21 protein-coding genes are annotated in these 23224 nt (G+C 57.6%); 17 read left to right on the top strand and 4 right to left on the bottom strand.

Annotation, left to right across the window (positions count from 1 at the left end; genetic code table 11):
• Positions 1 to 116 precede the first annotated feature (116 nt).
• Complete coding sequence (gene gltA, locus AC1DVF_RS11215; protein WP_039763648.1) at positions 117 to 1406, bottom strand: citrate synthase; 1290 nt, start codon at positions 1404 to 1406, stop codon at positions 117 to 119.
• 363 nt (positions 1407 to 1769) lie between these two features.
• Between gltA and sdhC the strand changes: the two genes are divergently transcribed.
• The 12 genes from sdhC to AC1DVF_RS11155 all read left to right on the top strand — a co-directional run bounded on the left by sdhC (position 1770) and on the right by AC1DVF_RS11155 (position 16073).
• Complete coding sequence (gene sdhC / locus AC1DVF_RS11210; RefSeq protein WP_016773673.1) at positions 1770 to 2144, top strand: succinate dehydrogenase, cytochrome b556 subunit; 375 nt, start codon at positions 1770 to 1772, stop codon at positions 2142 to 2144.
• Positions 2138 to 2506, top strand: coding sequence for a succinate dehydrogenase, hydrophobic membrane anchor protein (sdhD, locus tag AC1DVF_RS11205; RefSeq protein WP_003222999.1), 369 nt, complete (start codon positions 2138 to 2140; stop codon positions 2504 to 2506). The genes sdhC and sdhD overlap by 7 nt, the downstream gene beginning before the upstream one ends.
• A 3-nt stretch (positions 2507 to 2509) precedes the next feature.
• On the top strand, positions 2510 to 4282 hold the full coding sequence (gene sdhA / locus AC1DVF_RS11200; protein WP_093439913.1) for a succinate dehydrogenase flavoprotein subunit: 1773 nt from the start codon (positions 2510 to 2512) through the stop codon (positions 4280 to 4282).
• A gap of 11 nt (positions 4283 to 4293) precedes the next feature.
• The gene (locus AC1DVF_RS11195) at positions 4294 to 4998 is read left to right on the top strand and encodes a succinate dehydrogenase iron-sulfur subunit (RefSeq protein ID WP_093440161.1); all 705 of its coding nucleotides are present in this window, start codon (positions 4294 to 4296) and stop codon (positions 4996 to 4998) included.
• A 251-nt stretch (positions 4999 to 5249) separates the two neighbouring features.
• The gene (locus AC1DVF_RS11190; RefSeq protein ID WP_093439917.1) at positions 5250 to 8081 is read left to right on the top strand and encodes a 2-oxoglutarate dehydrogenase E1 component; all 2832 of its coding nucleotides are present in this window, start codon (positions 5250 to 5252) and stop codon (positions 8079 to 8081) included.
• Positions 8082 to 8123: 42 nt separating this feature from the next.
• Positions 8124 to 9344 carry a 2-oxoglutarate dehydrogenase complex dihydrolipoyllysine-residue succinyltransferase gene (odhB, locus tag AC1DVF_RS11185; protein ID WP_099758392.1) on the top strand — a complete coding sequence of 407 codons (1221 nt, stop codon included), beginning with the start codon at positions 8124 to 8126 and terminating at the stop codon, positions 9342 to 9344.
• Between the two features lie 94 nt (positions 9345 to 9438).
• Positions 9439 to 10875 (top strand): dihydrolipoyl dehydrogenase, encoded by a 1437-nt coding sequence (gene lpdA / locus AC1DVF_RS11180; RefSeq protein ID WP_007919881.1) that lies wholly within the window; start codon positions 9439 to 9441, stop codon positions 10873 to 10875.
• Between the two features lie 182 nt (positions 10876 to 11057).
• The gene (gene sucC / locus AC1DVF_RS11175) at positions 11058 to 12224 is read left to right on the top strand and encodes an ADP-forming succinate--CoA ligase subunit beta (RefSeq protein ID WP_038363950.1); all 1167 of its coding nucleotides are present in this window, start codon (positions 11058 to 11060) and stop codon (positions 12222 to 12224) included.
• Positions 12224 to 13105, top strand: coding sequence for a succinate--CoA ligase subunit alpha (gene sucD / locus AC1DVF_RS11170; RefSeq protein ID WP_038363951.1), 882 nt, complete (start codon positions 12224 to 12226; stop codon positions 13103 to 13105). Before sucC ends, sucD begins: the two co-directional genes overlap by 1 nt.
• A gap of 320 nt (positions 13106 to 13425) precedes the next feature.
• On the top strand, positions 13426 to 14739 hold the full coding sequence (brnQ, locus tag AC1DVF_RS11165) for a branched-chain amino acid transport system II carrier protein (RefSeq protein WP_093439927.1): 1314 nt from the start codon (positions 13426 to 13428) through the stop codon (positions 14737 to 14739).
• A 195-nt stretch (positions 14740 to 14934) separates the two neighbouring features.
• Positions 14935 to 15672: a DUF599 domain-containing protein gene (locus AC1DVF_RS11160; protein WP_095050220.1), complete on the top strand. Its 738-nt coding sequence runs from the start codon at positions 14935 to 14937 to the stop codon at positions 15670 to 15672.
• Positions 15672 to 16073 carry an MAPEG family protein gene (locus AC1DVF_RS11155; protein ID WP_320337233.1) on the top strand — a complete coding sequence of 134 codons (402 nt, stop codon included), beginning with the start codon at positions 15672 to 15674 and terminating at the stop codon, positions 16071 to 16073. Before AC1DVF_RS11160 ends, AC1DVF_RS11155 begins: the two co-directional genes overlap by 1 nt.
• A 78-nt stretch (positions 16074 to 16151) precedes the next feature.
• Here the strand turns inward: AC1DVF_RS11155 and AC1DVF_RS11150 are convergent, their stop codons facing one another.
• A complete protein-coding gene (locus tag AC1DVF_RS11150; RefSeq protein WP_007919867.1) occupies positions 16152 to 16388 on the bottom strand; it encodes a hypothetical protein in 237 nt (78 codons plus the stop codon).
• A 158-nt stretch (positions 16389 to 16546) separates the two neighbouring features.
• Here AC1DVF_RS11150 and AC1DVF_RS11145 point away from each other — a divergent pair, with 158 nt between their 5' ends.
• The 4 genes from AC1DVF_RS11145 to AC1DVF_RS11130 all read left to right on the top strand — a co-directional run bounded on the left by AC1DVF_RS11145 (position 16547) and on the right by AC1DVF_RS11130 (position 20256).
• The gene (locus tag AC1DVF_RS11145; protein ID WP_093439939.1) at positions 16547 to 17023 is read left to right on the top strand and encodes a PaaI family thioesterase; all 477 of its coding nucleotides are present in this window, start codon (positions 16547 to 16549) and stop codon (positions 17021 to 17023) included.
• Positions 17020 to 17472: a PaaI family thioesterase gene (locus AC1DVF_RS11140; protein ID WP_093439944.1), complete on the top strand. Its 453-nt coding sequence runs from the start codon at positions 17020 to 17022 to the stop codon at positions 17470 to 17472. Before AC1DVF_RS11145 ends, AC1DVF_RS11140 begins: the two co-directional genes overlap by 4 nt.
• An 82-nt stretch (positions 17473 to 17554) precedes the next feature.
• On the top strand, positions 17555 to 19459 hold the full coding sequence (gene htpG, locus AC1DVF_RS11135) for a molecular chaperone HtpG (protein ID WP_026000821.1): 1905 nt from the start codon (positions 17555 to 17557) through the stop codon (positions 19457 to 19459).
• 68 nt (positions 19460 to 19527) lie between these two features.
• Entirely contained in the window at positions 19528 to 20256 is a 729-nt protein-coding gene (locus tag AC1DVF_RS11130) for a dienelactone hydrolase family protein (RefSeq protein ID WP_093439949.1), read from the top strand.
• Positions 20257 to 20612: 356 nt separating this feature from the next.
• On the opposite strand, the gene AC1DVF_RS11125 is transcribed toward AC1DVF_RS11130, so the two are convergent.
• A complete protein-coding gene (locus AC1DVF_RS11125; protein ID WP_477782461.1) occupies positions 20613 to 21479 on the bottom strand; it encodes a pirin family protein in 867 nt (288 codons plus the stop codon).
• 61 nt (positions 21480 to 21540) lie between these two features.
• A complete protein-coding gene (locus AC1DVF_RS11120; protein ID WP_099758394.1) occupies positions 21541 to 21957 on the bottom strand; it encodes an OsmC family protein in 417 nt (138 codons plus the stop codon).
• Positions 21958 to 22085: 128 nt separating this feature from the next.
• Here AC1DVF_RS11120 and AC1DVF_RS11115 point away from each other — a divergent pair, with 128 nt between their 5' ends.
• The gene (locus AC1DVF_RS11115; protein ID WP_099758395.1) at positions 22086 to 23141 is read left to right on the top strand and encodes an amidohydrolase family protein; all 1056 of its coding nucleotides are present in this window, start codon (positions 22086 to 22088) and stop codon (positions 23139 to 23141) included.
• Positions 23142 to 23224 lie beyond the last annotated feature (83 nt).

Raw genomic sequence — 23224 nt, 5'->3', positions numbered from 1 at the left:
ATGCCCCCAATCCCAATCCCAATCCCAAAGCCCCAAATCCCAGACAAACAAAAACGGCCCCTATATAAATAGAGGCCGTTCCCGATACAACTTAAGACGTTATCGCAAGACAAATCTTATTTGCGGTCTTCCAGCTTGGTAATGTCACGCGACTCGTAGCCGGTGTACAACTGGCGCGGACGGCCAATCTTGTACGGGCTGGAGAGCATTTCTTTCCAGTGGGAGATCCAGCCAACAGTACGCGCCAGCGCGAAAATCACAGTGAACATGCTGGTCGGAATGCCGATCGCCTTGAGGATGATCCCCGAATAGAAGTCGACGTTCGGGTACAGCGAGCGCTCGATGAAGTACGGGTCAGTCAGCGCGATCTCTTCCAGGCGCATGGCCAGTTCGAGTTGCGGATCGTTGTTGATGCCCAGTTCCTTCAGTACTTCGTCGCAGGTCTGCTTCATTACAGTCGCGCGAGGGTCGCGGTTCTTGTAAACGCGGTGACCGAAGCCCATCAGTTTGAACGAATCGTTCTTATCCTTGGCCTTGGCGATGAACTTGTCGATGTTCGAAACATCGCCAATCTCGTCAAGCATGGTCAGAACAGCTTCGTTCGCACCGCCGTGGGCAGGGCCCCACAGTGCGGCGATACCGGCGGCGATACAAGCGAACGGGTTGGCACCCGAAGAACCTGCCAGACGCACGGTGGAGGTCGAAGCGTTCTGCTCGTGGTCGGCGTGGAGGATGAAGATCCGGTCCATGGCCTTGGCGAGCACCGGGCTGATCGGTTTGATCTCGCACGGGGTGTTGAACATCATGTGCAGGAAGTTTTCCGCGTACGTCAGGTCGTTGCGCGGGTACATCATGGGCTGTCCCATGGAGTACTTGTAAACCATCGCTGCCAGGGTCGGCATCTTGGCAACCAGACGGATCGCGGAAATTTCGCGATGCTGCGGGTTATTGATGTCCAGGGAGTCGTGGTAGAAGGCCGAGAGGGCGCCGACTACACCGCACATGACGGCCATCGGGTGGGCGTCGCGACGGAAACCGTTGAAGAAGGTTTTCAACTGCTCGTGAACCATCGTGTGGTTTTTCACGGTGCTGACGAACTGGGCCTTCTGTTCTGCGGTCGGCAGTTCGCCGTTGAGCAGCAGGTAGCAGGTTTCCAGGTAGTCCGACTTTTCAGCCAGTTGTTCGATCGGGTAGCCGCGGTGCAACAGAATGCCGTTGTCGCCGTCGATATAGGTGATCTTCGACTCGCACGAGGCGGTCGACATGAAGCCTGGGTCGAAAGTGAAGCGGCCCGTGGCCGTCAGGCCCCGAACATCGATTACATCGGGACCAACGGTGCCGGTTAAAATGGGCAGCTCGACGGGGGCTGCGCCCTCGATGATCAACTGCGCTTTTTTGTCAGCCATGTGGCCTCCTATTTATGCTTGAACCATCAGACAGACCCCCCACGCAGGGCCCGCACCACTATAGTGAGATAAATTCGAATGTCAATTTGCCTAAAGTCTTGCTCCAGAAGGCTTTAAGCGCACTTTTTCCTCGAAATTGACTGCCATTTACGCCTTTTATACGACTTGTGCAATCAGCTATTTGGGGTAGGTGATTGCGTTGTCATTAGTAGCCTAACTGTCTATACTCGGCCACCGACCGCCAAGGGCTTTTGGGCTTGCTTTCATTGGGGGTCGCATCCCTGGGTGGTGGTTACCTGACCAGTGCACTCCCCAACAACTTTGCCCTGATTGTTAGGGGCTCTTCAGTGTGAAAAAAAAGCCGTGAAAAGCCAACGACCTGTAAACCTAGACCTAAGGACCATCAAACTCCCAGTCACTGCTTACACGTCCATTCTTCACCGTATCTCCGGTGTCATCCTCTTCGTGTGCCTTGCCATCATGCTTTATGCATTGGACAAGTCGCTCAGTTCCGAGGAAGGCTTCGGTCAGGTGAAAGCGTGTCTGACCAGTCCGCTAGCCAAGCTAGTGATTTGGGGCATCCTGTCCGCTCTGCTGTATCACCTGGTAGCCGGTGTGCGCCATTTGATCATGGACATGGGCATCGGTGAGACGCTGGAAGGCGGCAAGCTGGGCTCGAAAATCGTTATCGCCGTTTCCGTGGTGGTAATCGTTCTGGCAGGAGTTTGGATATGGTAACTAACGTCACGAACCTGTCGCGTTCGGGCCTCTATGACTGGATGGCGCAACGTGTGTCTGCGGTCGTTCTCGCGGCTTACTTCATCTTTCTGATCGGATACGTCGTGGCCCACCCTGGCCTCGAGTATGCCCAGTGGCATGAACTGTTCGCCCACAACGGGATGCGTATTTTCAGCCTCCTGGCCCTTGTTGCTCTCGGCGCTCACGCCTGGGTTGGCATGTGGACCATCGCGACTGACTACCTGACGCCGATGGCGTTCGGCAAGTCCGCAACGGCGATACGTTTCCTTTTCCAGGCAGTATGCGGCGTTGCGATGTTCGCTTACTTCGTCTGGGGTGTGCAGATTCTCTGGGGTATCTGAGTCATGGCTAACATTCCAACGATTTCTTTCGACGCCATCATTATTGGTGGTGGCGGTGCCGGCATGCGCGCTGCGCTGCAACTGGCACAGGGCGGTCACAAGACTGCCGTGATCACCAAGGTTTTCCCGACCCGTTCGCACACTGTATCCGCTCAGGGCGGCATCACGTGCGCGATCGCGTCTGCTGACCCGAACGATGACTGGCGCTGGCACATGTACGATACCGTCAAGGGCTCCGACTACATCGGTGACCAGGACGCTATCGAATACATGTGTCAGGAAGGCCCGGCCGCGGTTTTCGAGCTGGACCACATGGGTCTGCCGTTCTCGCGTACCGAACAAGGCCGTATCTACCAGCGTCCGTTCGGTGGTCAGTCCAAGGACTACGGTAAAGGCGGCCAGGCTGCGCGTACTTGCGCAGCTTCCGACCGTACCGGTCACGCCCTGCTGCACACCCTTTATCAGGGCAACCTGAAAGCCGGTACCACGTTCCTGAACGAGTACTACGCTGTCGACCTGGTGAAAAACCAGGAAGGCGATTTCGTCGGTGTGATCGCGATCTGCATCGAAACTGGCGAAACTTCCTACATCCGCGCCAAAGCCACCGTATTGGCTACCGGCGGTGCAGGTCGTATCTACGCTTCCACTACCAACGCCCTGATCAACACCGGTGACGGCGTCGGCATGGCTCTGCGTGCTGGCGTACCGGTACAAGACATCGAAATGTGGCAGTTCCACCCGACCGGCATCGCCGGTGCCGGTGTACTGGTTACAGAAGGTTGCCGTGGTGAAGGTGGTTACCTGATCAACAAGCACGGCGAGCGTTTCATGGAGCGTTATGCTCCGAACGCCAAAGACCTTGCCGGTCGTGACGTGGTTGCTCGCTCGATGGTTAAAGAAATCATCGCTGGCAACGGTTGCGGTCCGAATGGCGACCACGTGATGCTCAAGCTCGACCACCTGGGCGAGGAAGTGCTGCACAGCCGTCTGCCAGGCATCTGCGAACTGTCGAAGACTTTCGCCCACGTTGACCCGGTTGTTGCGCCGGTTCCGGTTGTTCCGACTTGCCACTATATGATGGGCGGCGTTGCCACCAACATCCATGGCCAGGCGATCACCCAGAACGCCGATGGCGTGGATCAGATCATTCCTGGTCTGTTCGCGGTAGGTGAAGTGGCTTGCGTATCGGTTCACGGTGCCAACCGTCTGGGCGGCAACTCGCTGCTCGACCTGGTGGTATTCGGCCGCGCTGCCGGCCTGCACCTGGAAAAAGCCCTGACCGACGGCATCGAATACGACGACGCTACCGAAGCCGACATCGAAGCTGCCCTGTCGCGCCTGAACGCACTGAACAACCGTACTGACGGCGAAGACGTCGCTACCCTGCGTCGCGAGCTGCAGAGCTGCATGCAGAACTACTTCGGTGTATTCCGTACTGGCGAATACATGCAGAAGGGTATTGCTCAGCTGGCCGATCTGCGCAAGCGTATCGCCAACGTGAAGATCAACGATAAGTCGCAGGCGTTCAACACTGCACGTATCGAAGCGCTGGAACTGCAAAACCTGCTAGAAGTGGCTGAAGCTACCGCCATCGCGGCCGAAGTACGTAAAGAGTCCCGCGGTGCTCACGCCCGTGAAGACTTTGAAGATCGTGATGACGAAAACTGGCTGTGCCACACCCTATACTTCCCGGGTGACAAGCGCGTCACCAAGCGTGCCGTGAACTTCTCGCCGAAGACTGTTCCGACTTTCGAACCTAAAGTCCGGACTTATTAAGGGTGACCGCCATGTTGAATGTCAGTGTTTATCGCTACAACCCTGATCAGGACGCTGCGCCGTTCATGCAGGAATTCCAGGTCGATACCGGTGGTAAAGACCTGATGGTGCTGGACGTGCTGGCTCTGATCAAAGAGCAGGACGAGGGTTTCTCCTATCGTCGCTCTTGCCGTGAAGGCGTCTGCGGCTCCGACGGCATGAACATCAACGGTAAAAACGGTCTGGCGTGCATCACGCCGCTGTCCGCCGTTGTAAAAGGTAACAAGCTGATCGTTCGTCCGCTGCCAGGTTTGCCGGTTATCCGTGACCTGGTCGTCGATATGAGCATCTTCTACAAGCAATACGAGAAGGTGAAGCCTTACCTGCAGAACGACACGCCGGCTCCGGCCATCGAGCGTCTGCAGTCGCCAGAAGAGCGTGAAAAACTCGACGGTCTGTACGAGTGCATCCTGTGCGCTTGCTGCTCGACCTCTTGCCCGTCCTTCTGGTGGAACCCGGACAAGTTCCTGGGTCCAGCTGCGCTGCTGCAAGCTTATCGCTTCCTGGCAGACAGCCGTGACACCAAGACATCCGAGCGTCTGGCTTCGCTCGATGACCCGTTCAGCGTCTTCCGCTGCCGGGGCATCATGAACTGCGTCAACGTATGTCCGAAAGGCCTGAACCCGACTAAGGCCATCGGTCACATCCGTAACATGCTGCTTTCGAGCGGCGTGTGATTCAGCTGCTGTAACCGCTGTACCGTAGAGGCTGTGGCGCGGGCTTCAACCCGCGTCATGGCTATAACCAGAGCAGTAGCCACAAGCTGCCGCTCTTATTTTGAAGAAATGAGACAAGCAGGGGCATCCGGGCTGGTACCCGGACTATCAGTGTGATCCTAAGTGGCTTGTTTTAGTCGCTGCATTCGGACTTCTGCAAGTTTGCTCGGTGTCGACATCGATGGTGTTCCCCTAACCGAGGGTGACCAAGCATGCAAGAAAGCGTGATGCAGCGCATGTGGAACAGCGCCTACCTTTCAGGTGGAAACGCTGCCTATGTGGAAGAGCTTTATGAGCTCTACCTGCACGACCCTAACGCTGTGCCAGAAGAGTGGCGCACCTACTTTCAGAAGTTGCCTGCCGACGGCAACTCTGCCACTGATGTTTCGCACTCCACGATTCGCGATCATTTCGTGCTGCTGGCAAAGAACCAGCGCCGCGCCCAACCGGTTTCCGCCGGCAGCGTGAGCAGTGAGCACGAGAAGAAGCAAGTTGAAGTGTTGCGATTGATCCAGGCCTACCGTATGCGTGGCCACCAGGCAGCCCAGCTTGACCCGCTGGGGCTGTGGCAGCGTCCTGCACCTGCAGACCTGTCGATCAATCATTACGGCTTGACCAATGCCGATCTTGATACGACCTTCCGTGCCGGCGACCTGTTCATCGGCAAAGAGGAAGCGAGCCTACGCGAAATTCACGAAGCGTTGCAGCAGACATATTGCCGCACCATCGGCGCTGAATTTACGCACATCACCGATTCCGAGCAGCGCCAGTGGTTCCAGCAGCGTCTGGAAAGCGTGCGTGGTCGTCCGACGTACTCCGCCGACATCAAGAGCCACCTGCTTGAGCGCGTAACCGCCGGTGAAGGCCTGGAAAAATACCTGGGCACCAAATACCCGGGCACCAAGCGTTTCGGTCTGGAAGGCGGCGAAAGCCTGATTCCGATGCTCGACGAACTGATCCAGCGTTCCGGTTCCTACGGCACCAAGGAAGTCGTCATCGGCATGGCCCACCGTGGCCGTCTGAACGTGCTGGTCAACACCTTCGGCAAGAACCCGCGCGAGCTGTTCGACGAGTTCGAAGGCAAGAAGAAGGTCGAGCTGGGTTCCGGTGACGTTAAGTATCACCAGGGCTTCTCGTCCAACGTGATGACCGCCGGCGGTGAAGTTCACCTGGCCATGGCGTTCAACCCGTCCCACCTGGAAATCGTTTCCCCGGTGGTCGAAGGTTCGGTGCGCGCCCGTCAGGATCGTCGTAATGACGCCACTGGCGAGAAGGTTCTGCCGATCTCCATCCACGGTGACGCTGCATTCGCAGGTCAGGGCGTGGTCATGGAAACCTTCCAGATGTCGCAGACCCGCGGTTTCAAGACCGGCGGTACCGTGCACATCGTGATCAACAACCAGGTCGGTTTCACCATCAGCAACCCGCTGGACTCGCGCTCCACCGAGTACGCCACCGACGTCGCGAAGATGATCCAGGCGCCGATCCTCCATGTGAATGGTGATGATCCGGAAGCCGTATTGTTCGTGACCCAGCTGGCCATCGACTACCGCATGCAGTTCAAGCGTGACGTGGTGATCGACCTGGTCTGCTACCGTCGTCGCGGCCACAACGAAGCTGACGAGCCTAGCGGCACCCAGCCTCTGATGTATCAGCAGATCACCAAACAGCGCACCACCCGTGAGCTGTACGCTGATCGTCTGACCCAGGGCGGTGTGCTGGACGCAGAGCGTGTTCAGGCGAAAGTCGATGAATACCGCAACGCGCTGGACAACGGTCTGCACGTAGTGAAATCGCTGGTCAAAGAGCCGAACAAAGAGCTGTTCGTGGACTGGCGTCCGTATCTGGGCCACGCCTGGACTGCGCGTCACGACACTCGCTTTGATCTGAAGACCCTGCAAGAACTGTCCGCCAAGCTGCTGGAAATTCCGGAAGGCTTCGTGGTTCAGCGTCAGGTCTCGAAGATCTACGAAGACCGTCAGAAGATGCAAGCCGGCGGCCTGCCGATCAACTGGGGTTACGCCGAAACCATGGCGTACGCGACCCTGGCGTTCGAAGGTCACCCGATCCGTATGACCGGTCAGGACATCGGCCGCGGTACGTTCTCGCACCGTCACGCTGTGCTGCACAATCAGAAAGACGCGGGTACCTACATTCCGCTGCAGCACCTGTACGACGGTCAGCCACGCTTTGACCTGTACGACTCGTTCCTGTCGGAAGAAGCGGTACTGGCCTTCGAATACGGTTACTCGACCACCACGCCGGATGCGCTGGTGATCTGGGAAGCCCAGTTCGGCGACTTCGCCAACGGTGCACAGGTTGTAATCGACCAGTTCATCACCAGCGGCGAGCACAAGTGGGGCCGTCTCTGCGGTCTGACCATGTTGCTGCCACACGGTTACGAAGGTCAGGGTCCTGAGCACAGCTCGGCACGTCTTGAGCGTTACCTGCAATTGTGCGCCGAGCACAACATTCAGGTTGCCGTACCGACTACGCCAGCACAGATCTACCACTTGCTGCGTCGTCAGGTGATTCGTCCGCTGCGCAAGCCGTTGATCGTGCTGACGCCGAAGTCGCTGCTGCGCCACAAGCTGGCCATCTCGACCCTGGAAGATCTGGCCGAAGGTTCGTTCCAGACCGTGATCCCGGAAATCGATGCTCTGGACCCGAAAAAGGTCGAGCGCGTTGTTCTGTGTAGCGGCAAGGTCTACTACGACCTGCTGGAAAAACGCCGTGCCGAAGGCCGTGAAGATATCGCCATCGTGCGTATCGAGCAGCTGTATCCATTCCCTGAGGACGACTTGAAAGAAGTCCTGGCTCCATACACCAACGTCAAAAATGCCGTTTGGTGTCAGGAAGAGCCGATGAACCAGGGCGCCTGGTACTGCAGCCAGCACCACTTGCGTCGCAGCATCGGTAACCTCGACAAGTCTCTCGTACTTGAGTACGCGGGCCGTGAGGCTTCTGCTGCCCCAGCTTGTGGTTACGCATCGATGCACGCCGAGCAGCAGGAAAAACTCCTGCAAGACGCGTTTACCATTTAACGCCTTCGCGCACCTGAAACCGAATTTAAGGAACCACAGATAATGGCTATCGAGATCAAAGCCCCCACTTTCCCGGAATCGGTTGCCGATGGCACCGTTGCCACCTGGCACAAACAACCGGGCGACGCTGTCAAGCGCGACGACCTGATCGTCGACATCGAAACCGACAAAGTCGTACTGGAAGTTCTGGCTACCGCTGATGGCGTGCTGGGCGCAATCGTCAAGAACGAAGGCGACACCGTTCTGTCCGACGAAGTGCTGGGCTCCATCGAAGCGGGCGGCGCTGCTGCCGCTGCCCCAGCCGCCGCTGCTGCTCCGGCCGCTGCCGCTGCTCCAGCTGCTGCCGAAGGCGAAGACGATCCTGTTGCTGCTCCTGCTGCGCGCAAGCTGGCTGAAGAAAACGGCATCAACATCGCTTCCGTTGCCGGCACCGGCAAGGGCGGTCGTGTGACCAAGGAAGACGTGGTTGCTGCTGTTGCTGCCAAGAAAGCCGCTCCGGCTGCCGCACCTGCCAAGGCTGCTGCTCCTTCGGCTGCTGCTCCTGTGTTCGCCGCTGGCGACCGCATCGAGAAGCGCGTACCGATGACCCGCGTTCGTGCCACCGTGGCCAAGCGTCTGGTTGAAGCACAGTCGAACATGGCGATGCTGACCACTTTCAACGAAGTCGACATGACTGAAGTCATGGCCCTGCGTTCGAAGTACAAGGATCTGTTCGAGAAGTCCCACAACGGCGTACGCCTGGGCTTCATGTCGTTCTTCGTGAAAGCGGCCACCGAAGCGCTGAAACGCTTCCCGGCTGTCAACGCGTCGATCGACGGCGGCGACATCGTTTACCACGGCTACGCGGACATCGGCGTTGCCGTTTCCAGCGATCGCGGTCTGGTGGTTCCGGTTCTGCGTAACGCCGAACTGATGAGCCTGGCTGAAATCGAAGGCGGCATCGCCACCTTCGGCAAGAAAGCCCGTGACGGCAAACTGTCGATGGACGAGATGACCGGTGGTACCTTCACCATCACCAACGGTGGTACCTTCGGTTCGATGATGTCGACCCCGATCGTCAACCCGCCGCAGGCAGCGATTCTGGGCATGCACAACATCATCCAGCGTCCTATGGCCATCAATGGTCAGGTCGTTATCCGTCCGATGATGTACCTGGCACTGTCCTACGATCACCGTCTGATCGATGGCAAAGAAGCTGTGACTTTCCTGGTGACCATCAAGAACCTGCTGGAAGATCCGGCTCGTCTGTTGCTGGATATCTGATAGAAGCAGTCGCGGGCTGTGGGGGTATCGCCGGAAACGGTGGTACAGCCTGCAGCGCGCGGCTTGAAGCTTTTCGCTAAAGAGGATTTTTTGAATGTCGCAGAAATTTGACGTAGTAGTGATCGGTGCTGGCCCTGGTGGCTACGTGGCTGCCATCAAGGCGGCGCAGCTGGGTCTGACCACTGCCTGCATCGAGAAGTACACCGACGCTGAAGGCAAGCAAGCCCTGGGCGGCACCTGCCTGAACGTGGGCTGCATTCCTTCCAAGGCGCTGCTCGACAGTTCCTGGAAATACAAGGAAGCGAAAGAAAGCTTCAACGTTCACGGTATCTCGACTGGCGAGGTCAAAATGGACGTCGCTGCGATGGTTGGCCGCAAGGCTGGCATCGTCAAGAACCTGACCGGCGGCGTTGCCACCCTGTTCAAGGCCAACGGCGTTACTTCGATCCAGGGCCACGGCAAACTGCTGGCTGGCAAGAAAGTCGAAGTCACCAAGCCAGACGGCTCGGTTGAAGTCATCGAAGCTGAAAACGTCATTCTGGCTCCAGGCTCGCGTCCGATCGACATTCCACCGGCTCCGGTTGATCAGAAAGTCATCGTTGATTCGACTGGCGCTCTGGAATTCCAGTCCGTACCTAAGCGTCTGGGCGTGATCGGCGCTGGCGTGATCGGTCTGGAACTGGGTTCGGTCTGGTCGCGTCTGGGCTCCGAAGTCGTTGTTCTGGAAGCACTGGACACCTTCCTGATGGCAGCGGACACCGCTGTTTCCAAGGAAGCGCTGAAAACCCTGACCAAACAAGGTCTGGACATCAAACTGGGCGCTCGCGTAACCGGCTCGAAAGTGAACGGCGACGAAGTCGTTGTGAACTACACCGATGCCAACGGCGAACAGACCATCACTTTCGACAAGCTGATCGTAGCCGTTGGTCGCCGTCCGGTGACCACTGATCTGCTGGCTGCCGACAGCGGCGTGACCCTCGACGAGCGCGGTTTCGTGCACGTTGACGATCACTGCGCGACCACCGTACCGGGCGTTTTCGCCATCGGTGACGTGGTTCGCGGCATGATGCTGGCTCACAAAGCTTCGGAAGAAGGCATCATGGTTGTCGAGCGCATCAAGGGCCACAAAGCCCAGATGAACTATGACCTGATCCCTTCGGTTATTTATACTCACCCGGAAATCGCGTGGGTTGGCAAAACCGAGCAGGCCTTGAAAGCTGAAGGCGTTGAAGTTAACGTCGGCACCTTCCCGTTCGCCGCTTCCGGCCGTGCCATGGCCGCCAACGATACCGGTGGTTTCGTCAAGGTCATCGCTGATGCCAAGACTGACCGCGTATTGGGCGTGCACGTGATTGGCCCGAGCGCTGCAGAACTGGTTCAGCAGGGCGCGATCGGTATGGAATTCGGCACCAGCGCTGAAGACCTGGGCATGATGGTTTTCTCCCATCCGACCCTGTCTGAAGCCTTGCACGAAGCTGCTCTGGCTGTGAATGGCGGTGCCATCCACATTGCCAACCGCAAGAAGCGTTAAGACACAATAAGAAACCACGGCGGTAACGGCCCGTCGTGAGCCTTGCGAGCAAGTCTCACCGCGGAATGTCCGCTGGACGCAGTCTTGCGTAGCTCAGCTACGCAAGCAGCAGTCACAGGTGGCGCGGCACTCAAACGAGCGCAGCGCCGAATGCGCAGTACCTAACGAAGACGGTAAAAAGCATGAATCTTCACGAGTATCAGGGTAAGCAGCTGTTCGCTGAATACGGCCTGCCAGTTTCCACTGGTTACGCAGTAGACACCCCGGAAGCAGCAGCAGAAGCTTGCGACAAAATCGGCGGCAGCGAGTGGGTTGTCAAAGCCCAGGTCCACGCCGGTGGTCGCGGTAAAGCGGGCGGCGTCAAGCTGGTTCGCAGCAAAGAAGACGCCAAAGCCTTCGCACAGCAGTGGCTGGGCAAGCGTCTGGTGACTTACCAGACTGATGCCAATGGCCAGCCAGTCACCAAGATCCTGGTTGAATCGTGCACTGATATCGCTAAAGAGCTGTACCTGGGCGCTGTCGTTGACCGTTCGAGCCGTCGCATCGTGTTCATGGCTTCCACCGAAGGTGGCGTGGACATCGAGAAAATCGCTCACGACACTCCAGAAAAAATTCTCAAGGCCACTATCGATCCACTGGTTGGCGCTCTGCCATGCCAGGGTCGCGAGCTGGCATTCCAGCTGGGTCTGGAAGGCAAGCAGGTCAATCAGTTCGCCAAGATCTTCGTTGGTCTGGCCAAGCTGTTCAAGGATCACGACCTGGCTCTGCTGGAAGTGAACCCGCTGGTGATCAAGGCTGACGGCGATCTGCACTGCCTGGACGCCAAGATCAACATCGACGCCAACGCCATGTACCGTCAGCCTAAGCTGAAGGCTTTCCACGATCCGTCGCAGGACGATCCGCGCGAAGCGCACGCTGCCAAGTTCGAACTGAACTACGTAGCACTGGAAGGCAACATCGGCTGCATGGTCAACGGTGCTGGCCTGGCCATGGGTACCATGGACATCGTCAACCTGCATGGCGGCAAGCCAGCCAACTTCCTCGACGTAGGTGGTGGCGCTACCAAGGAACGCGTAACTGAAGCGTTCAAGATCATTCTGTCCGACACCAACGTCGCTGCAGTACTGGTCAACATCTTCGGCGGCATCGTTCGCTGCGACATGATTGCCGAAGGCATCATCGGCGCTGTGAAAGAAGTCGGCGTGAAAATCCCGGTTGTTGTTCGCCTTGAAGGCAACAACGCTGAGCTGGGCGCTAAAGTACTGGCAGAAAGCGGTTTGAACATCATCGCTGCTACCAGCCTGACCGACGCTGCTCAACAAGTTGTCAAAGCTGCGGAGGGCAAATAATGAGCGTCCTGATCAATAAAGACACCAAAGTTATCTGCCAGGGTATTACCGGTTCGCAAGGTAGTTTCCACACCCAGCAAGCCATCGAATACGGCACCAAGATGGTGGGTGGCGTAACTCCTGGCAAAGGCGGCACCGAGCACCTGGGTCTGCCAGTGTTCAACACCGTTAAAGACGCAGTTGCAGCCACTGGCGCTACCGCCAGCGTGATCTACGTTCCGGCTCCTTTCTGCAAAGACTCGATCCTGGAAGCGGCATTCGGCGGCATCAAGCTGATCGTCTGCATCACCGAAGGCATTCCAACCCTGGATATGCTGGACGCCAAAGTTACGTGCGACGAGCTGGGCGTAGTCCTGATCGGCCCTAACTGCCCAGGCGTTATCACTCCGGGCGAGTGCAAGATCGGCATCATGCCAGGTCACATTCACTTGCCAGGCAAGGTCGGTATCGTTTCGCGTTCCGGCACCCTGACCTACGAAGCTGTCAAGCAGACTACTGACGCCGGTTTCGGTCAGTCGACTTGCGTCGGCATCGGTGGTGACCCGATCCCGGGTTCGAACTTCATCGACATCCTGAAGCTGTTCCAGGAAGACCCGAAGACCGAAGCGATCGTCATGATCGGTGAGATCGGCGGTTCGGCTGAAGAAGAAGCGGCTGCCTACATCAAGGCACACGTGACCAAGCCGGTTGTTTCCTACATCGCTGGTGTGACTGCTCCTCCGGGCAAGCGCATGGGCCATGCTGGCGCAATCATCTCTGGCGGCAAAGGCACTGCAGACGAGAAATTCGCTGCACTGCAAGACGCAGGCGTGAAAACCGTGCGTTCGCTGGCAGACATCGGCAAGGCCCTGGCCGAGCTGACTGGTTGGGCTGTCAAGTAAGCCTCGCGCTTAACTGACGCTTTACCAAACAAAGGCCACCTTCGGGTGGCCTTTGTCGTTTCTGACATTCGCTGATTTATAGGCTTGCCCCCAATTACATGCAAAAACGCGACACGGAAACGTCGCGTATCGGATAGTTCGCCCTCTAACAGTGCGTTCGCACGACAAATTCGTTAGGCTAGCAGCCATTTTTGCGTCTGCCGCCCACAAGGCATGCAACGCGCTTTAAGGGTCAGTCCCATACGGATCGACAGCATTTCCCTAATTACACAGGGCAATCCCCCTCTAAATTCCGATTTCAGTAGTGTGGTATTACCTTAATGAAAGTTTTGAAAGGTCAGGACATCCTGGCACTTGGCTTTATGACATTTGCCCTGTTCGTTGGGGCTGGCAACATCATCTTCCCGCCGATCGTGGGCTTGCAGGCCGGACCTCACGTCTGGATGGCCGCGCTGGGCTTCCTGATCACTGCGGTGGGTCTGCCGGTGATCACCGTCGTTGCACTGGCCAAGGTCGGTGGGGCGATGGATACGCTGAGCAGCCCGATCGGCAAGATAGCAGGCGGCATTCTCGCGGCTGCCTGCTACCTGGCAGTCGGCCCGTTGTTCGCCACGCCGCGTACCGCGACCGTATCCTTTGAAGTAGGCTTGGCGCCGCTGACCGGCGAAAGCCCGTTGGCACTGTTCCTCTACAGTTCGGTGTACTTCCTGCTGGTGTTCTTCATCTCGCTCTACCCTGGGCGTTTGCTGGACACCGTTGGCCGTTTCCTCGCGCCGCTGAAGATCATCGCACTGGCGGTGCTCGGTATCGCCGCATTCGCCTTGCCGGCGGGTGACATCGGCCAAGGTACGCCGGAATACGTGGCGGCACCGTTCTCTCAGGGTTTCATCAATGGTTACCTGACCATGGATACCCTGGGGGCGCTGGTGTTCGGCATCGTCATCGTTAACGCGATCCGCTCCCGTGGCGTCGAGTCGCCCGCGCTGATCACCCGTTACGCGATCATCGCCGGGCTGATTGCCGGTGTCGGTCTGGCGCTGGTGTATGTCAGCCTGTTCCGCCTCGGTTCCGGCAGCCACGAAGTGGCGGTGGGCGCGACCAACGGCGCCGCGGTATTGCACGCCTATGTGCAACACACCTTCGGTTCGCTGGGCAGCGGTTTCCTCGCGGTGCTGATCTCGCTGGCGTGCCTGGTGACAGCGGTCGGCCTGACCTGTGCTTGCGCTGAGTACTTCAGCCGTGTGCTGCCACTGTCCTACAAGACCCTGGTGATCATTCTGGCGGCGTTCTCGCTGTTGGTGTCCAACCTAGGTCTGACCAAGCTGATTGCCTTCTCGATCCCGGTGCTGACCGCGATCTACCCGCCGTGCATCGTGCTGGTGGCGCTGAGCTTCTGCAAAGATTTCTGGCATGAGCACGGCCGCATTCTTGGTCCGGTGATGCTGGTATCGTTCGTGTTCGGCACCATCGACGCGCTGAAAGGCGCCGGTCTGGCCGACTGGATGCCATCGCAGTTGTCCCACCTGCCGCTGAGCGAGCAGGGTTTGGCATGGCTGGTGCCCTGTGTGATGACCCTGGTGGTCGCAGTGGTTTGCGATCGCATGCTGGGCAAGCGCAGCGAAGCGGTTGCCTGACGTTGCCTGACCCGCCATAAGCGGGTCTTCAACGCTTAAACAGAAATGCCCCGTATCAATCGATACGGGGCATTTTTTATGCGCCTCAGGCAGTGTCTTTTTCCCTAGGCTAACGTCGAAGGGTTGCCGAAGTCCTAACGTGGGAGCGAGCAGCCTCGCTCCCACAGGTAGCATCCATACTCCACAGGGAATTGCATGTCGTTCATCCAAGCCAACCTGATCCACCTGCTCGCCGCCGTCTGGTTTGTCATCTGCTGGGGCGGTTACACCCGTTATGCCGGCTGGAAAGCCCGCGACACAGCATGTCTGGCCAGTGTGCTGCACCTGTACCGCGAGGACTGGATGCGCCGTATGTTGCTGCGTGACAACCGCATCGCCGACGCCAGCGTGATTGGCAATCTTGAACGCAACGCCTCGTTCTTCGCCTCAAGCACATTGATTATTCTCGCCGGCATTCTCACCGTGCTTGGCGCGTCAGAGCGGGCGGTTTCGTTGCTGGCGGACATCCCGATGGTGCAACAGGCGTCGCAGGGCATGTCGGAGATCAAGTTGCTGTGTCTGGCGATGGTGTTCGTTTACGCCTTTTTCACCTTTAGCTGGTGTATGCGCCAGTACAACTTTGCCGCCGTTCTGGTGGGGTCGGCGCCGATGATTGGCGAGCGGCAGGTGTCGGAGCAGGAGCGTAAAGCCTTCGCCTTACGGGCGGCGCGAGTGATTTCGATGGCTGCCAACCAGTTCAACTTCGGCTTGCGTTCCTACTACTTCGGCATGAGCATGCTGGCCTGGTTTGTCAGTCCATGGCTGTTCATGCTGATGAGTGCCGGCGTCGTGGTGGTTCTGTATCGCCGGGAGTTTCATTCCGACGTTCTCGATGTCATGGTCTATACCCCTACAGAAGCCCCCCTTCCCGAAACAAACAGAGAGGTCGCTTGATGAGTATTCCGTTCTGGTGTGTGTTTATCAGTGCGCTGTTGATCTATATCGCGCGTATGCCGGTAGGCAAAGCGATGAAAGAGCAGGGTGGTTACAACAATCACCTGCCGCGTCAGCAACAGGCGCAATTGACCGGTTACGGCGCGAGGGCGCTGGCGGCGCATCAGAACAGCATCGAAGCGTTCATGTTGTTCGCAGTCGGTGTGTTGATGGCGCACACCACGCAAACGGCAGGATGGTTGATCGACACATTTGCGATCGTCTTCGTGATCGCGCGACTCTTCTACTTGTGGTTCTACCTGGCCGATCTTCCCAAGCTGCGCAGTCTGGCCTGGATAGTTGGCGTATTGTGTTCGCTGTTGCTAATGATTAGTCCGACTTTTAGAACTGTCTTGCTCTAAGGCGGCTCTGGCGTTAATTCCCAGACAAAAGAAAACCCGCACTTGGCGGGTTTTCTTTTTTCTGCAGCAAAAAGCGAATTATTGCTTCTTGGCAGCTTCTTCTTGCGCAGCAGCGTTCGATTCAGCCTGAGCTTTGGCAGCTTCGGCGTTTTCTTTCGCAGCGTCGTTCACTTTATCCTGAGCTTTGTTCATGTCCTGCTGAGCTTGTTCAGCATGTTGGTTGGCATCTTGAGCTTTGTCCTCGGATTTTTTATCGCAGGCAGCGAGACCGAGGGAAGCGGTCAACATCAAGGCAATAGCAAAAGTCTTACGCATGGGGTGTTTCTCCTTATGGAAAATAACTACTGGCCTTAAGAACTCGGCGCTACAGGTTAAGTTCCTCATTTCTTTCAGATATATAAGTTTGTTTTTACACGGAACTTTTGCTGGTTTGCACACTACTGGCAAAAGGCTCTAACGAGAGTAATTATCATATGGCCGAAAATCCCGTTTTTGAGCGTGCGACGCGATTTCTCTCCGCGCTGCGCCACTGTCAGGTACTCGGTTTGCAGGTGCACAGCGCCTCGGCCGAAGGGCTTACGGTGATCTTGCCGTACAGCGAAAAAATCGTCGGCAATCCCCGGACGGGAGTCATTCACGGCGGGGCGATTACTTCATTGATGGACACCGCCTGCGGGATGTCGACCCTGTGCGTGTTGCCGGAGTTCGAGGTGTGTCCAACCCTCGATCTGCGCATCGACTACATGCACGCCGCCGAGCCGAACAAGGATGTGTATGGCTTTGCCCAGTGCTACCGAGTGACCACCGATGTGATATTCGCCCGAGGCTTCGCTTATCAGGATGATCCCGAACAGCCCATCGCCCATGTGGTTGGCACCTTCATGCGCATGGGCAAGGGCCTTAAAGGCACCAAAGGTTTCGGCGGCGCGATCAAGGGAGAAAATCAGTGATCGACGACCTCAAGAAACAATTGCAGCAGGCCCATGCAGAGGGTGATTACGCGCCGTTGCTGGAGCTGATCCCGTACGCCGGGCTGATCGGTATCGAGTGTTCGCGAGTCGGCGATGAACTGTTGTTCAAGCTGCCGGCGAACAAGGACAACATTGGTAACCCTTTATTGCCGGCGATTCACGGCGGGGTGATTGCCGGATTCATGGAGCTGGCCGCCGCCCTGCATCTGTTGATTTTCACCGGTGCGCCTGGCGTGCCGAAGATTATCGACTTCTCCCTCGATTACCTGCGCGCCGGGCAGTTCCGCGATACCTGGGCCAAATGTCAGGTCTGCCGTCAGGGCCGGCGCGTCGCCAACGTTGCGATCACAGCCTGGCAAAGCACTGAAAGCGAACCGATTGCCACCGCGCGTGCGCACTTCAAAATCGAGGAGCCCTTGAAATCCTGAACAGCGCCCCAAACTCACAAGACAACCCGCCGCCGACCATTTCGGGTCGCGGCCACTGCCATCTGATTGGAGTTTGATGACCATGAGTGTGGAAACTCAAAAGGAAACCCTGGGCTTCCAGACCGAGGTAAAGCAGCTGCTGCACCTCATGATCCATTCGCTGTATTCCAACAAGGAAATTTTCCTTCGCGAATTGATCTCGAACGCCTCTGACGCTGTCGACAAGCTGCGCTTCGAAGCCCTGGCCAAGCCAGAGTTGCTCGAAGGTGGCGCTGATCTGAAAATCCGTGTGAGCTTCGACAAGGACGCCAAGACCGTAACCCTCGAAGACAACGGTATCGGCATGAACCGTGACGATGTGATCACCCACCTGGGGACCATCGCCAAATCCGGCACTGCCGATTTCATGAAGAACCTCTCGGGCGATCAGAAGAAAGATTCGCACCTGATCGGCCAGTTCGGTGTGGGCTTCTACTCCGCCTTCATCGTTGCTGACCAGGTTGATGTGTACTCCCGTCGCGCCGGCACCCCGGCCAGCGAAGGCGTGCACTGGTCGTCGAAAGGTGAGGGCGAGTTCGAAGTCGCCACCATCGAAAAACCAGAGCGCGGCACCCGCATTGTCCTGCACCTGAAAGCCGCTGAAGACGAGTTCGCCGATGGCTGGCGTCTGCGCAACATCATCAAGAAGTACTCCGACCACATCGCTTTGCCGATCGAGCTGCCGAAAGAAGCGGCAGCAGCAGAAGGCGAAGAAGCACCAGCCGTTGAATGGGAAACCGTCAACCGCGCCAGTGCTCTGTGGACCCGTCCGCGCACTGAAGTGAAGGATGAGGAATACCAGGAGTTCTACAAGCACATCGCTCACGACTTTGAAAACCCGCTGGCCTGGAGCCACAACAAAGTCGAAGGCAAGCTCGAATACAGCTCGCTGCTGTACGTGCCGGCCCGTGCACCGTTCGACCTGTACCAGCGTGAAGCGCCGAAAGGCCTGAAGCTCTACGTGCAACGCGTGTTCGTCATGGATCAGGCCGAGTCGTTCCTGCCGCTGTACCTGCGCTTCATCAAAGGCGTGGTCGATTCCAACGACCTGTCGCTGAACGTGTCGCGGGAAATCCTGCAGAAAGACCCGATCATCGATTCGATGAAGACCGCGCTGACCAAGCGTGTGCTCGACATGCTGGAAAAACTGGCGAAAAACGAGCCTGAGCAATACAAAGGCTTCTGGAAGAACTTCGGTCAGGTCATGAAAGAAGGCCCGGCAGAAGACTTTGCCAACAAAGAGAAAATCGCCGGCCTGCTGCGTTTTGCATCGACCAATGGCGACGACGGTGAGCAGATCGTCGGTCTGGCCGACTACCTGGCCCGTGCCAAGGAAGGTCAGGACAAAATCTACTACCTCACCGGCGAAACCTACGCGCAGGTCAAGAACAGCCCGCACCTGGAGGTCTTCCGCAAGAAAGGCATCGAAGTGCTGCTGCTGACCGACCGCATCGACGAGTGGCTGATGAGCTACCTCAGCGAGTTCGACGGCAAGACTTTTGTCGACGTGGCGCGCGGTGACCTCGATCTGGGCAATCTGGACTCGGAAGAGGACAAGAAAGCTGCAGAAGAAGTCGCCAAGTCGAAAGAAGGTCTGGTTGAGCGTCTGAAAACCGCGCTGGGCGATTCCGTGGCTGAAGTCCGCGTATCGCATCGTCTGACCGACTCGCCGGCCATTCTGGCCATCGGCGAGCAGGATCTGGGTCTGCAAATGCGCCAGATCCTCGAAGCCAGCGGGCAAAAAGTGCCGGATTCGAAGCCAATCTTCGAATTCAACCCAAGCCACCCGCTGATCGAGAAACTCGATGGCGAGCAGAGCGAAGAGCGGTTCGGCGACCTGTCGCACATCCTCTTCGATCAGGCAGCCCTGGCTGCCGGCGACAGCTTGAAAGATCCGGCCGCTTATGTGCGCCGCCTGAACAAGCTGCTGGTTGAACTGTCGGTTTAACCAAGTCGTAGAAAAACCCGCTTCGGCGGGTTTTTTCATTCTGGTGTTTAGCAAATCAGGAGTCAGAAATGAGCGAAGTCACTGTACGTTCCGTGGTCTACCAGATCGACGGCCAGCCTTATGAAGGTCGTCTGGCGTTCGACGCCGAGCACAAAGGCGCGCGGCCGGGTTTGTTGATGGCGCCGAACTGGATGGGCGTCAGCGCCGGTGCCGAAGAGATCGCCAAATCGGTGGCGGCCAAGGGCTACGTGGTGTTGATCGCTGACGTTTACGGTCAGGCTGTGCGTCCGCAGAATGCTGATCAGGCCGGCGCGGCGATGATGCCGCTGAAGGATGATCGCGCGCTGCTGCGCAAGCGTATGCAAGCGGCGTTCGAGCAGTTGCAGAAGCAGGGCGAAGCGGCGGTGGATACTTCGAAACTGGCGGTGTTCGGTTTCTGCTTCGGCGGTTGCTGTGCGCTGGATCTGGCGCGCACCGGCGCGCCGGTGAAAGCGGCGGTGTCGTTCCACGGCACACTGGATTCACCGAATCCGGGCGACGCGCAGAACATTAAAGGTTCGGTGCTGGTGCTGCACGGTGCTGCAGACCCGTTGGTGCCGAAAGAGCAATTGCCGGCGTTTGAGGATGAAATGAACGCGGCGAAAGTCGATTGGCAGTTGCTGAGCTATGGCGGTGCGGTGCACTCGTTCACTGATCCGCATGCCAATGTGCCGGGCAAGATGATGTACGACGCGAAGACCGCGAAGCGCGCGTTCAAGTCGATGCATGATTTGCTGGATGAAGTGTTCAAGGGCTGAAGCCTGAAAAGCAAAAGCCCCTCATCGGAACGCCGCCCGCCTAACCCTCTCCCAAAGGGAGAGGGGACTGATTGGGGGATGCTGAAGGACTACGCAGACCTGAAAGGGCAGTGCTGAATCCATAATCGCCAAGACTTTTCAGGTCGGCGTATAACCTGAGACATCTCGGTCGGCTCCCTCTCCCTCTGGGAGAGGGCTGGGGTGAGGGTACTGATGGTGGGTGCTCAACCAACGCGTCGACCTGAAAGTGTCTTGGTGAATCCATAATCGCMAAGATTTTTCAGGTCGATGTATGACGCAAGACATTTCGGTCGGCTCCCTCTCCCTAAGGGAGAGGGCTGGGGTGAGGGTGCTTTTCAGCGCGGCAACTCGATCCGCTCAACTTCCCCCGGCACCGTCGGCCAGTCCCCGGTCGCCCATTTGCGCCGCGCCTCATCAATCGCCGCCGGATCGCTCGCGACAAAATTCCAGTTGATCCGCCGAGGCCCATCCAACGGCGCGCCGCCAAAAACCACCGCGTGCACATCACTTTCGGCAAACAGACTTATCTCTTCCCCGGCCGGCAATACCGCCAGCGCATGCGGTTCAAGCGCTTCACCGTTCAGTTGCGCATCCCCACTCAGTACATAAACCGCCCGCTCTTGATGCTCGGTCGGAATCAGCAGGGTGGTCGCCGTTTGCATGTTCACTTCCGCATACAACGTAGGAGAAAGCACCGGCACCGGCGATTCCAGGCAAAAGCCTGACCCGGCAATCATGCGGATCTGTACACCCAGGTTGTCGCTGACCGGCAAGGTCGCCGCCGGGTGATGGCTGTAATGCCCGGGACCTTGCTCGTGCTCCTTGGGCGAGGCCAGCCAGATTTGCAAACCGTGCATCGTGAAGCTCTGCTCCCGCAACGGCTCAGGCGTGCGTTCAACGTGAGCAATCGCGCTGCCAGCGGTCATCCAGCTGACGTCGCCAGCGCTGACCACCTGGTCCGAGCCAAGGCTGTCCTTGTGCTGGATCTGACCTTCGAACAGATACGTGAGCGTCGACAGACCGATGTGCGGATGCTGTCGGATGTTCATGCCTTTGCCCGTCGGATAAACCGTCTCGAGCATGTGGTCAAAAAACACGAATGGCCCGACACTGCGGCATTTGGCTGACGGCAGCGGACGCAGAATCGGCTGGCCTTCGACGTCTTCGGCGCGCGGGCGGATGATCAGAGGTTGCGTGTCCATGGTGCATTCCAGACTGAGCGGGTGATGCCAGAAGCATAACCCGCCGCTGGCATCAGGAGGGTTACTGGCTATCGAAGCCTTGCGGGGCGTGGGTTTCGATCGTCACGTCGCTGGTGGTCATCAGTTTGTGAATCGGGCAACGGTCGGCAACCCGCAGCAGTTCCTCACGCTGGGCATCGGTGAGTACACCTTTGAGGGTGAGGGTGACGTGCAGCACGTATTTGCCTTTCTGCTCTTCACTGTTGTCGCGTTTGACCTCGACTCCGACACCGGTCAGCGGGATGTCTTTTTTCTTCGCGTACATCTTTAGAGTCAACGCTTTGCAGGCGCCGAGGGCCGCATCGAAGTAGTCGTGCGGCTCAGGCGCCGTGCCTTCGCCGCCGGCGGATTTCGGCACGTCGGCAAACAGTTCGTGGTCATCAATCTGTACGGTGTGACGAAAACCTTCAGCGGAGACGGTATTGACGGTAACGGTCATGGGAACCTCACTGGCAGTAGGAAAAGTCGTTCGATCAAAAAAGACCTTGCAGTTATAGAGCATTCCCACCGGTACGCGTTCCACTTTCCTGCGGGATGAACCCTTGTCGTCAGGGCGGGGTCTAGGCTATGCCTACTTCCCGGAGATTACTTGTGTCCCTGTATCGTCTGAGTCTTGCCTGTCTTCTTCTGGTTGCCGGCAGCGCCAGCGCCCGCGATTACACCTACAGCGATGCGCACCTGCATTACGTTGATTTTTTCCAGGAAAGCGCGGGCATGGCGAAATTGCTGACAGCCATGCAGGACAATTCCATCGAGCATGTGATGATTTCCGGTATTCCGGTGGCGAAGAAATGGCACGAAGACGAACCCAAGCGTCCGCGCTATTACGCGGGTGACGACGCTGACGCCTACTGGTACAGCGCAACCGATGTGATCGTTGCTGATGCCGTGCAAAAACTCAGTGCCGAGCAGCGCCCGTACTTTCATCCGTTCCTGTCCGGCTTCAACCCCAACGACAAGAACTCCGCCGCACATATCCAGCGCATGCTCGACCTTTACCCAGGGCTTTGGCAGGGCATCGGCGAAGTGTTTACCCGGCATGACGATCTCACGGCGCTGACCTCCGGCGACACGCCGCGGGCCAACAATGAAGCGATGACCAAGATCTATCATCTGGCCGCCGAGAACGATCTGCCGGTGATGCTGCATTCCAACATCACTTCCAAGCGTGAGAAAAATCCGCTGTACCTGAAGGAAATCGAAGAGCCGCTGCGTAATCACCCGCACACGCGATTCATTTGGGCGCACGCCGGCACGAGTGCAGAAATTCATCGGCATCAGACACAACTGAAGTTCTTGCTGCCCACGCTGACGCGCATGCTCGAGGCGTATCCCAACCTGTTTATCGACTTGTCCTGGAGCATGCTCACGCCGTACCTGCTGGACGAACAGGGCACGCCGCGCGTGGAGTGGCTGGCGCTGGTCAGGAAATATCCGGAACGTTTCATGCTCGGCTCTGACGTGGTCGGGCGTTTCAATAAGCTCGGTGAAGAAATGCGCAGTTTCAAACCGTTCCTTGATGCGCTGCCGGAAGACGTTGCGCAAAAAGTCGCTCGGGATAACTTCCTGGCAATCTTGCCGCGAACGGTGCTCAAGTCCGGCAAAAGCACGCTGAATCGTTAATGCCAACGGTTCGAAGGATCAAGGCCTTTTGATATCGCCTTTTCGTCTTACGCAAATTTTCGCCGGGCCGATACCTTCTTAAG

The sequence above is a fragment of the Pseudomonas sp. P4_D7 genome, from assembly GCF_056401755.1.
Note: the sequence above shows the minus strand (reverse complement) of the source record. Positions and strands in the feature narration are given on the sequence as shown.

Excerpts from the sequence above, each read along its gene's own strand:
- AC1DVF_RS11125 (WP_477782461.1), bottom strand. The coding sequence starts at position 21,479 with ATGGACACGCAACCTCTGATCATCCGCCCGCGCGCCGAAGACGTCGAA.
- AC1DVF_RS11160 (WP_095050220.1), top strand. The coding sequence starts at position 14,935 with ATGTCGTTCATCCAAGCCAACCTGATCCACCTGCTCGCCGCCGTCTGG.
- htpG (WP_026000821.1), top strand. The coding sequence starts at position 17,555 with ATGAGTGTGGAAACTCAAAAGGAAACCCTGGGCTTCCAGACCGAGGTA.
- gltA (WP_039763648.1), bottom strand. The coding sequence starts at position 1,406 with ATGGCTGACAAAAAAGCGCAGTTGATCATCGAGGGCGCAGCCCCCGTC.
- sucC (WP_038363950.1), top strand. The coding sequence starts at position 11,058 with ATGAATCTTCACGAGTATCAGGGTAAGCAGCTGTTCGCTGAATACGGC.
- sdhD (WP_003222999.1), top strand. The coding sequence starts at position 2,138 with ATGGTAACTAACGTCACGAACCTGTCGCGTTCGGGCCTCTATGACTGG.
- AC1DVF_RS11130 (WP_093439949.1), top strand. The coding sequence starts at position 19,528 with ATGAGCGAAGTCACTGTACGTTCCGTGGTCTACCAGATCGACGGCCAG.
- lpdA (WP_007919881.1), top strand. The coding sequence starts at position 9,439 with ATGTCGCAGAAATTTGACGTAGTAGTGATCGGTGCTGGCCCTGGTGGC.
- AC1DVF_RS11145 (WP_093439939.1), top strand. The coding sequence starts at position 16,547 with ATGGCCGAAAATCCCGTTTTTGAGCGTGCGACGCGATTTCTCTCCGCG.
- AC1DVF_RS11155 (WP_320337233.1), top strand. The coding sequence starts at position 15,672 with ATGAGTATTCCGTTCTGGTGTGTGTTTATCAGTGCGCTGTTGATCTAT.
- brnQ (WP_093439927.1), top strand. The coding sequence starts at position 13,426 with ATGAAAGTTTTGAAAGGTCAGGACATCCTGGCACTTGGCTTTATGACA.
- sucD (WP_038363951.1), top strand. The coding sequence starts at position 12,224 with ATGAGCGTCCTGATCAATAAAGACACCAAAGTTATCTGCCAGGGTATT.
- AC1DVF_RS11115 (WP_099758395.1), top strand. The coding sequence starts at position 22,086 with ATGCCTACTTCCCGGAGATTACTTGTGTCCCTGTATCGTCTGAGTCTT.
- odhB (WP_099758392.1), top strand. The coding sequence starts at position 8,124 with ATGGCTATCGAGATCAAAGCCCCCACTTTCCCGGAATCGGTTGCCGAT.
- AC1DVF_RS11195 (WP_093440161.1), top strand. The coding sequence starts at position 4,294 with ATGTTGAATGTCAGTGTTTATCGCTACAACCCTGATCAGGACGCTGCG.
- sdhA (WP_093439913.1), top strand. The coding sequence starts at position 2,510 with ATGGCTAACATTCCAACGATTTCTTTCGACGCCATCATTATTGGTGGT.
- AC1DVF_RS11150 (WP_007919867.1), bottom strand. The coding sequence starts at position 16,388 with ATGCGTAAGACTTTTGCTATTGCCTTGATGTTGACCGCTTCCCTCGGT.
- AC1DVF_RS11120 (WP_099758394.1), bottom strand. The coding sequence starts at position 21,957 with ATGACCGTTACCGTCAATACCGTCTCCGCTGAAGGTTTTCGTCACACC.
- AC1DVF_RS11190 (WP_093439917.1), top strand. The coding sequence starts at position 5,250 with ATGCAAGAAAGCGTGATGCAGCGCATGTGGAACAGCGCCTACCTTTCA.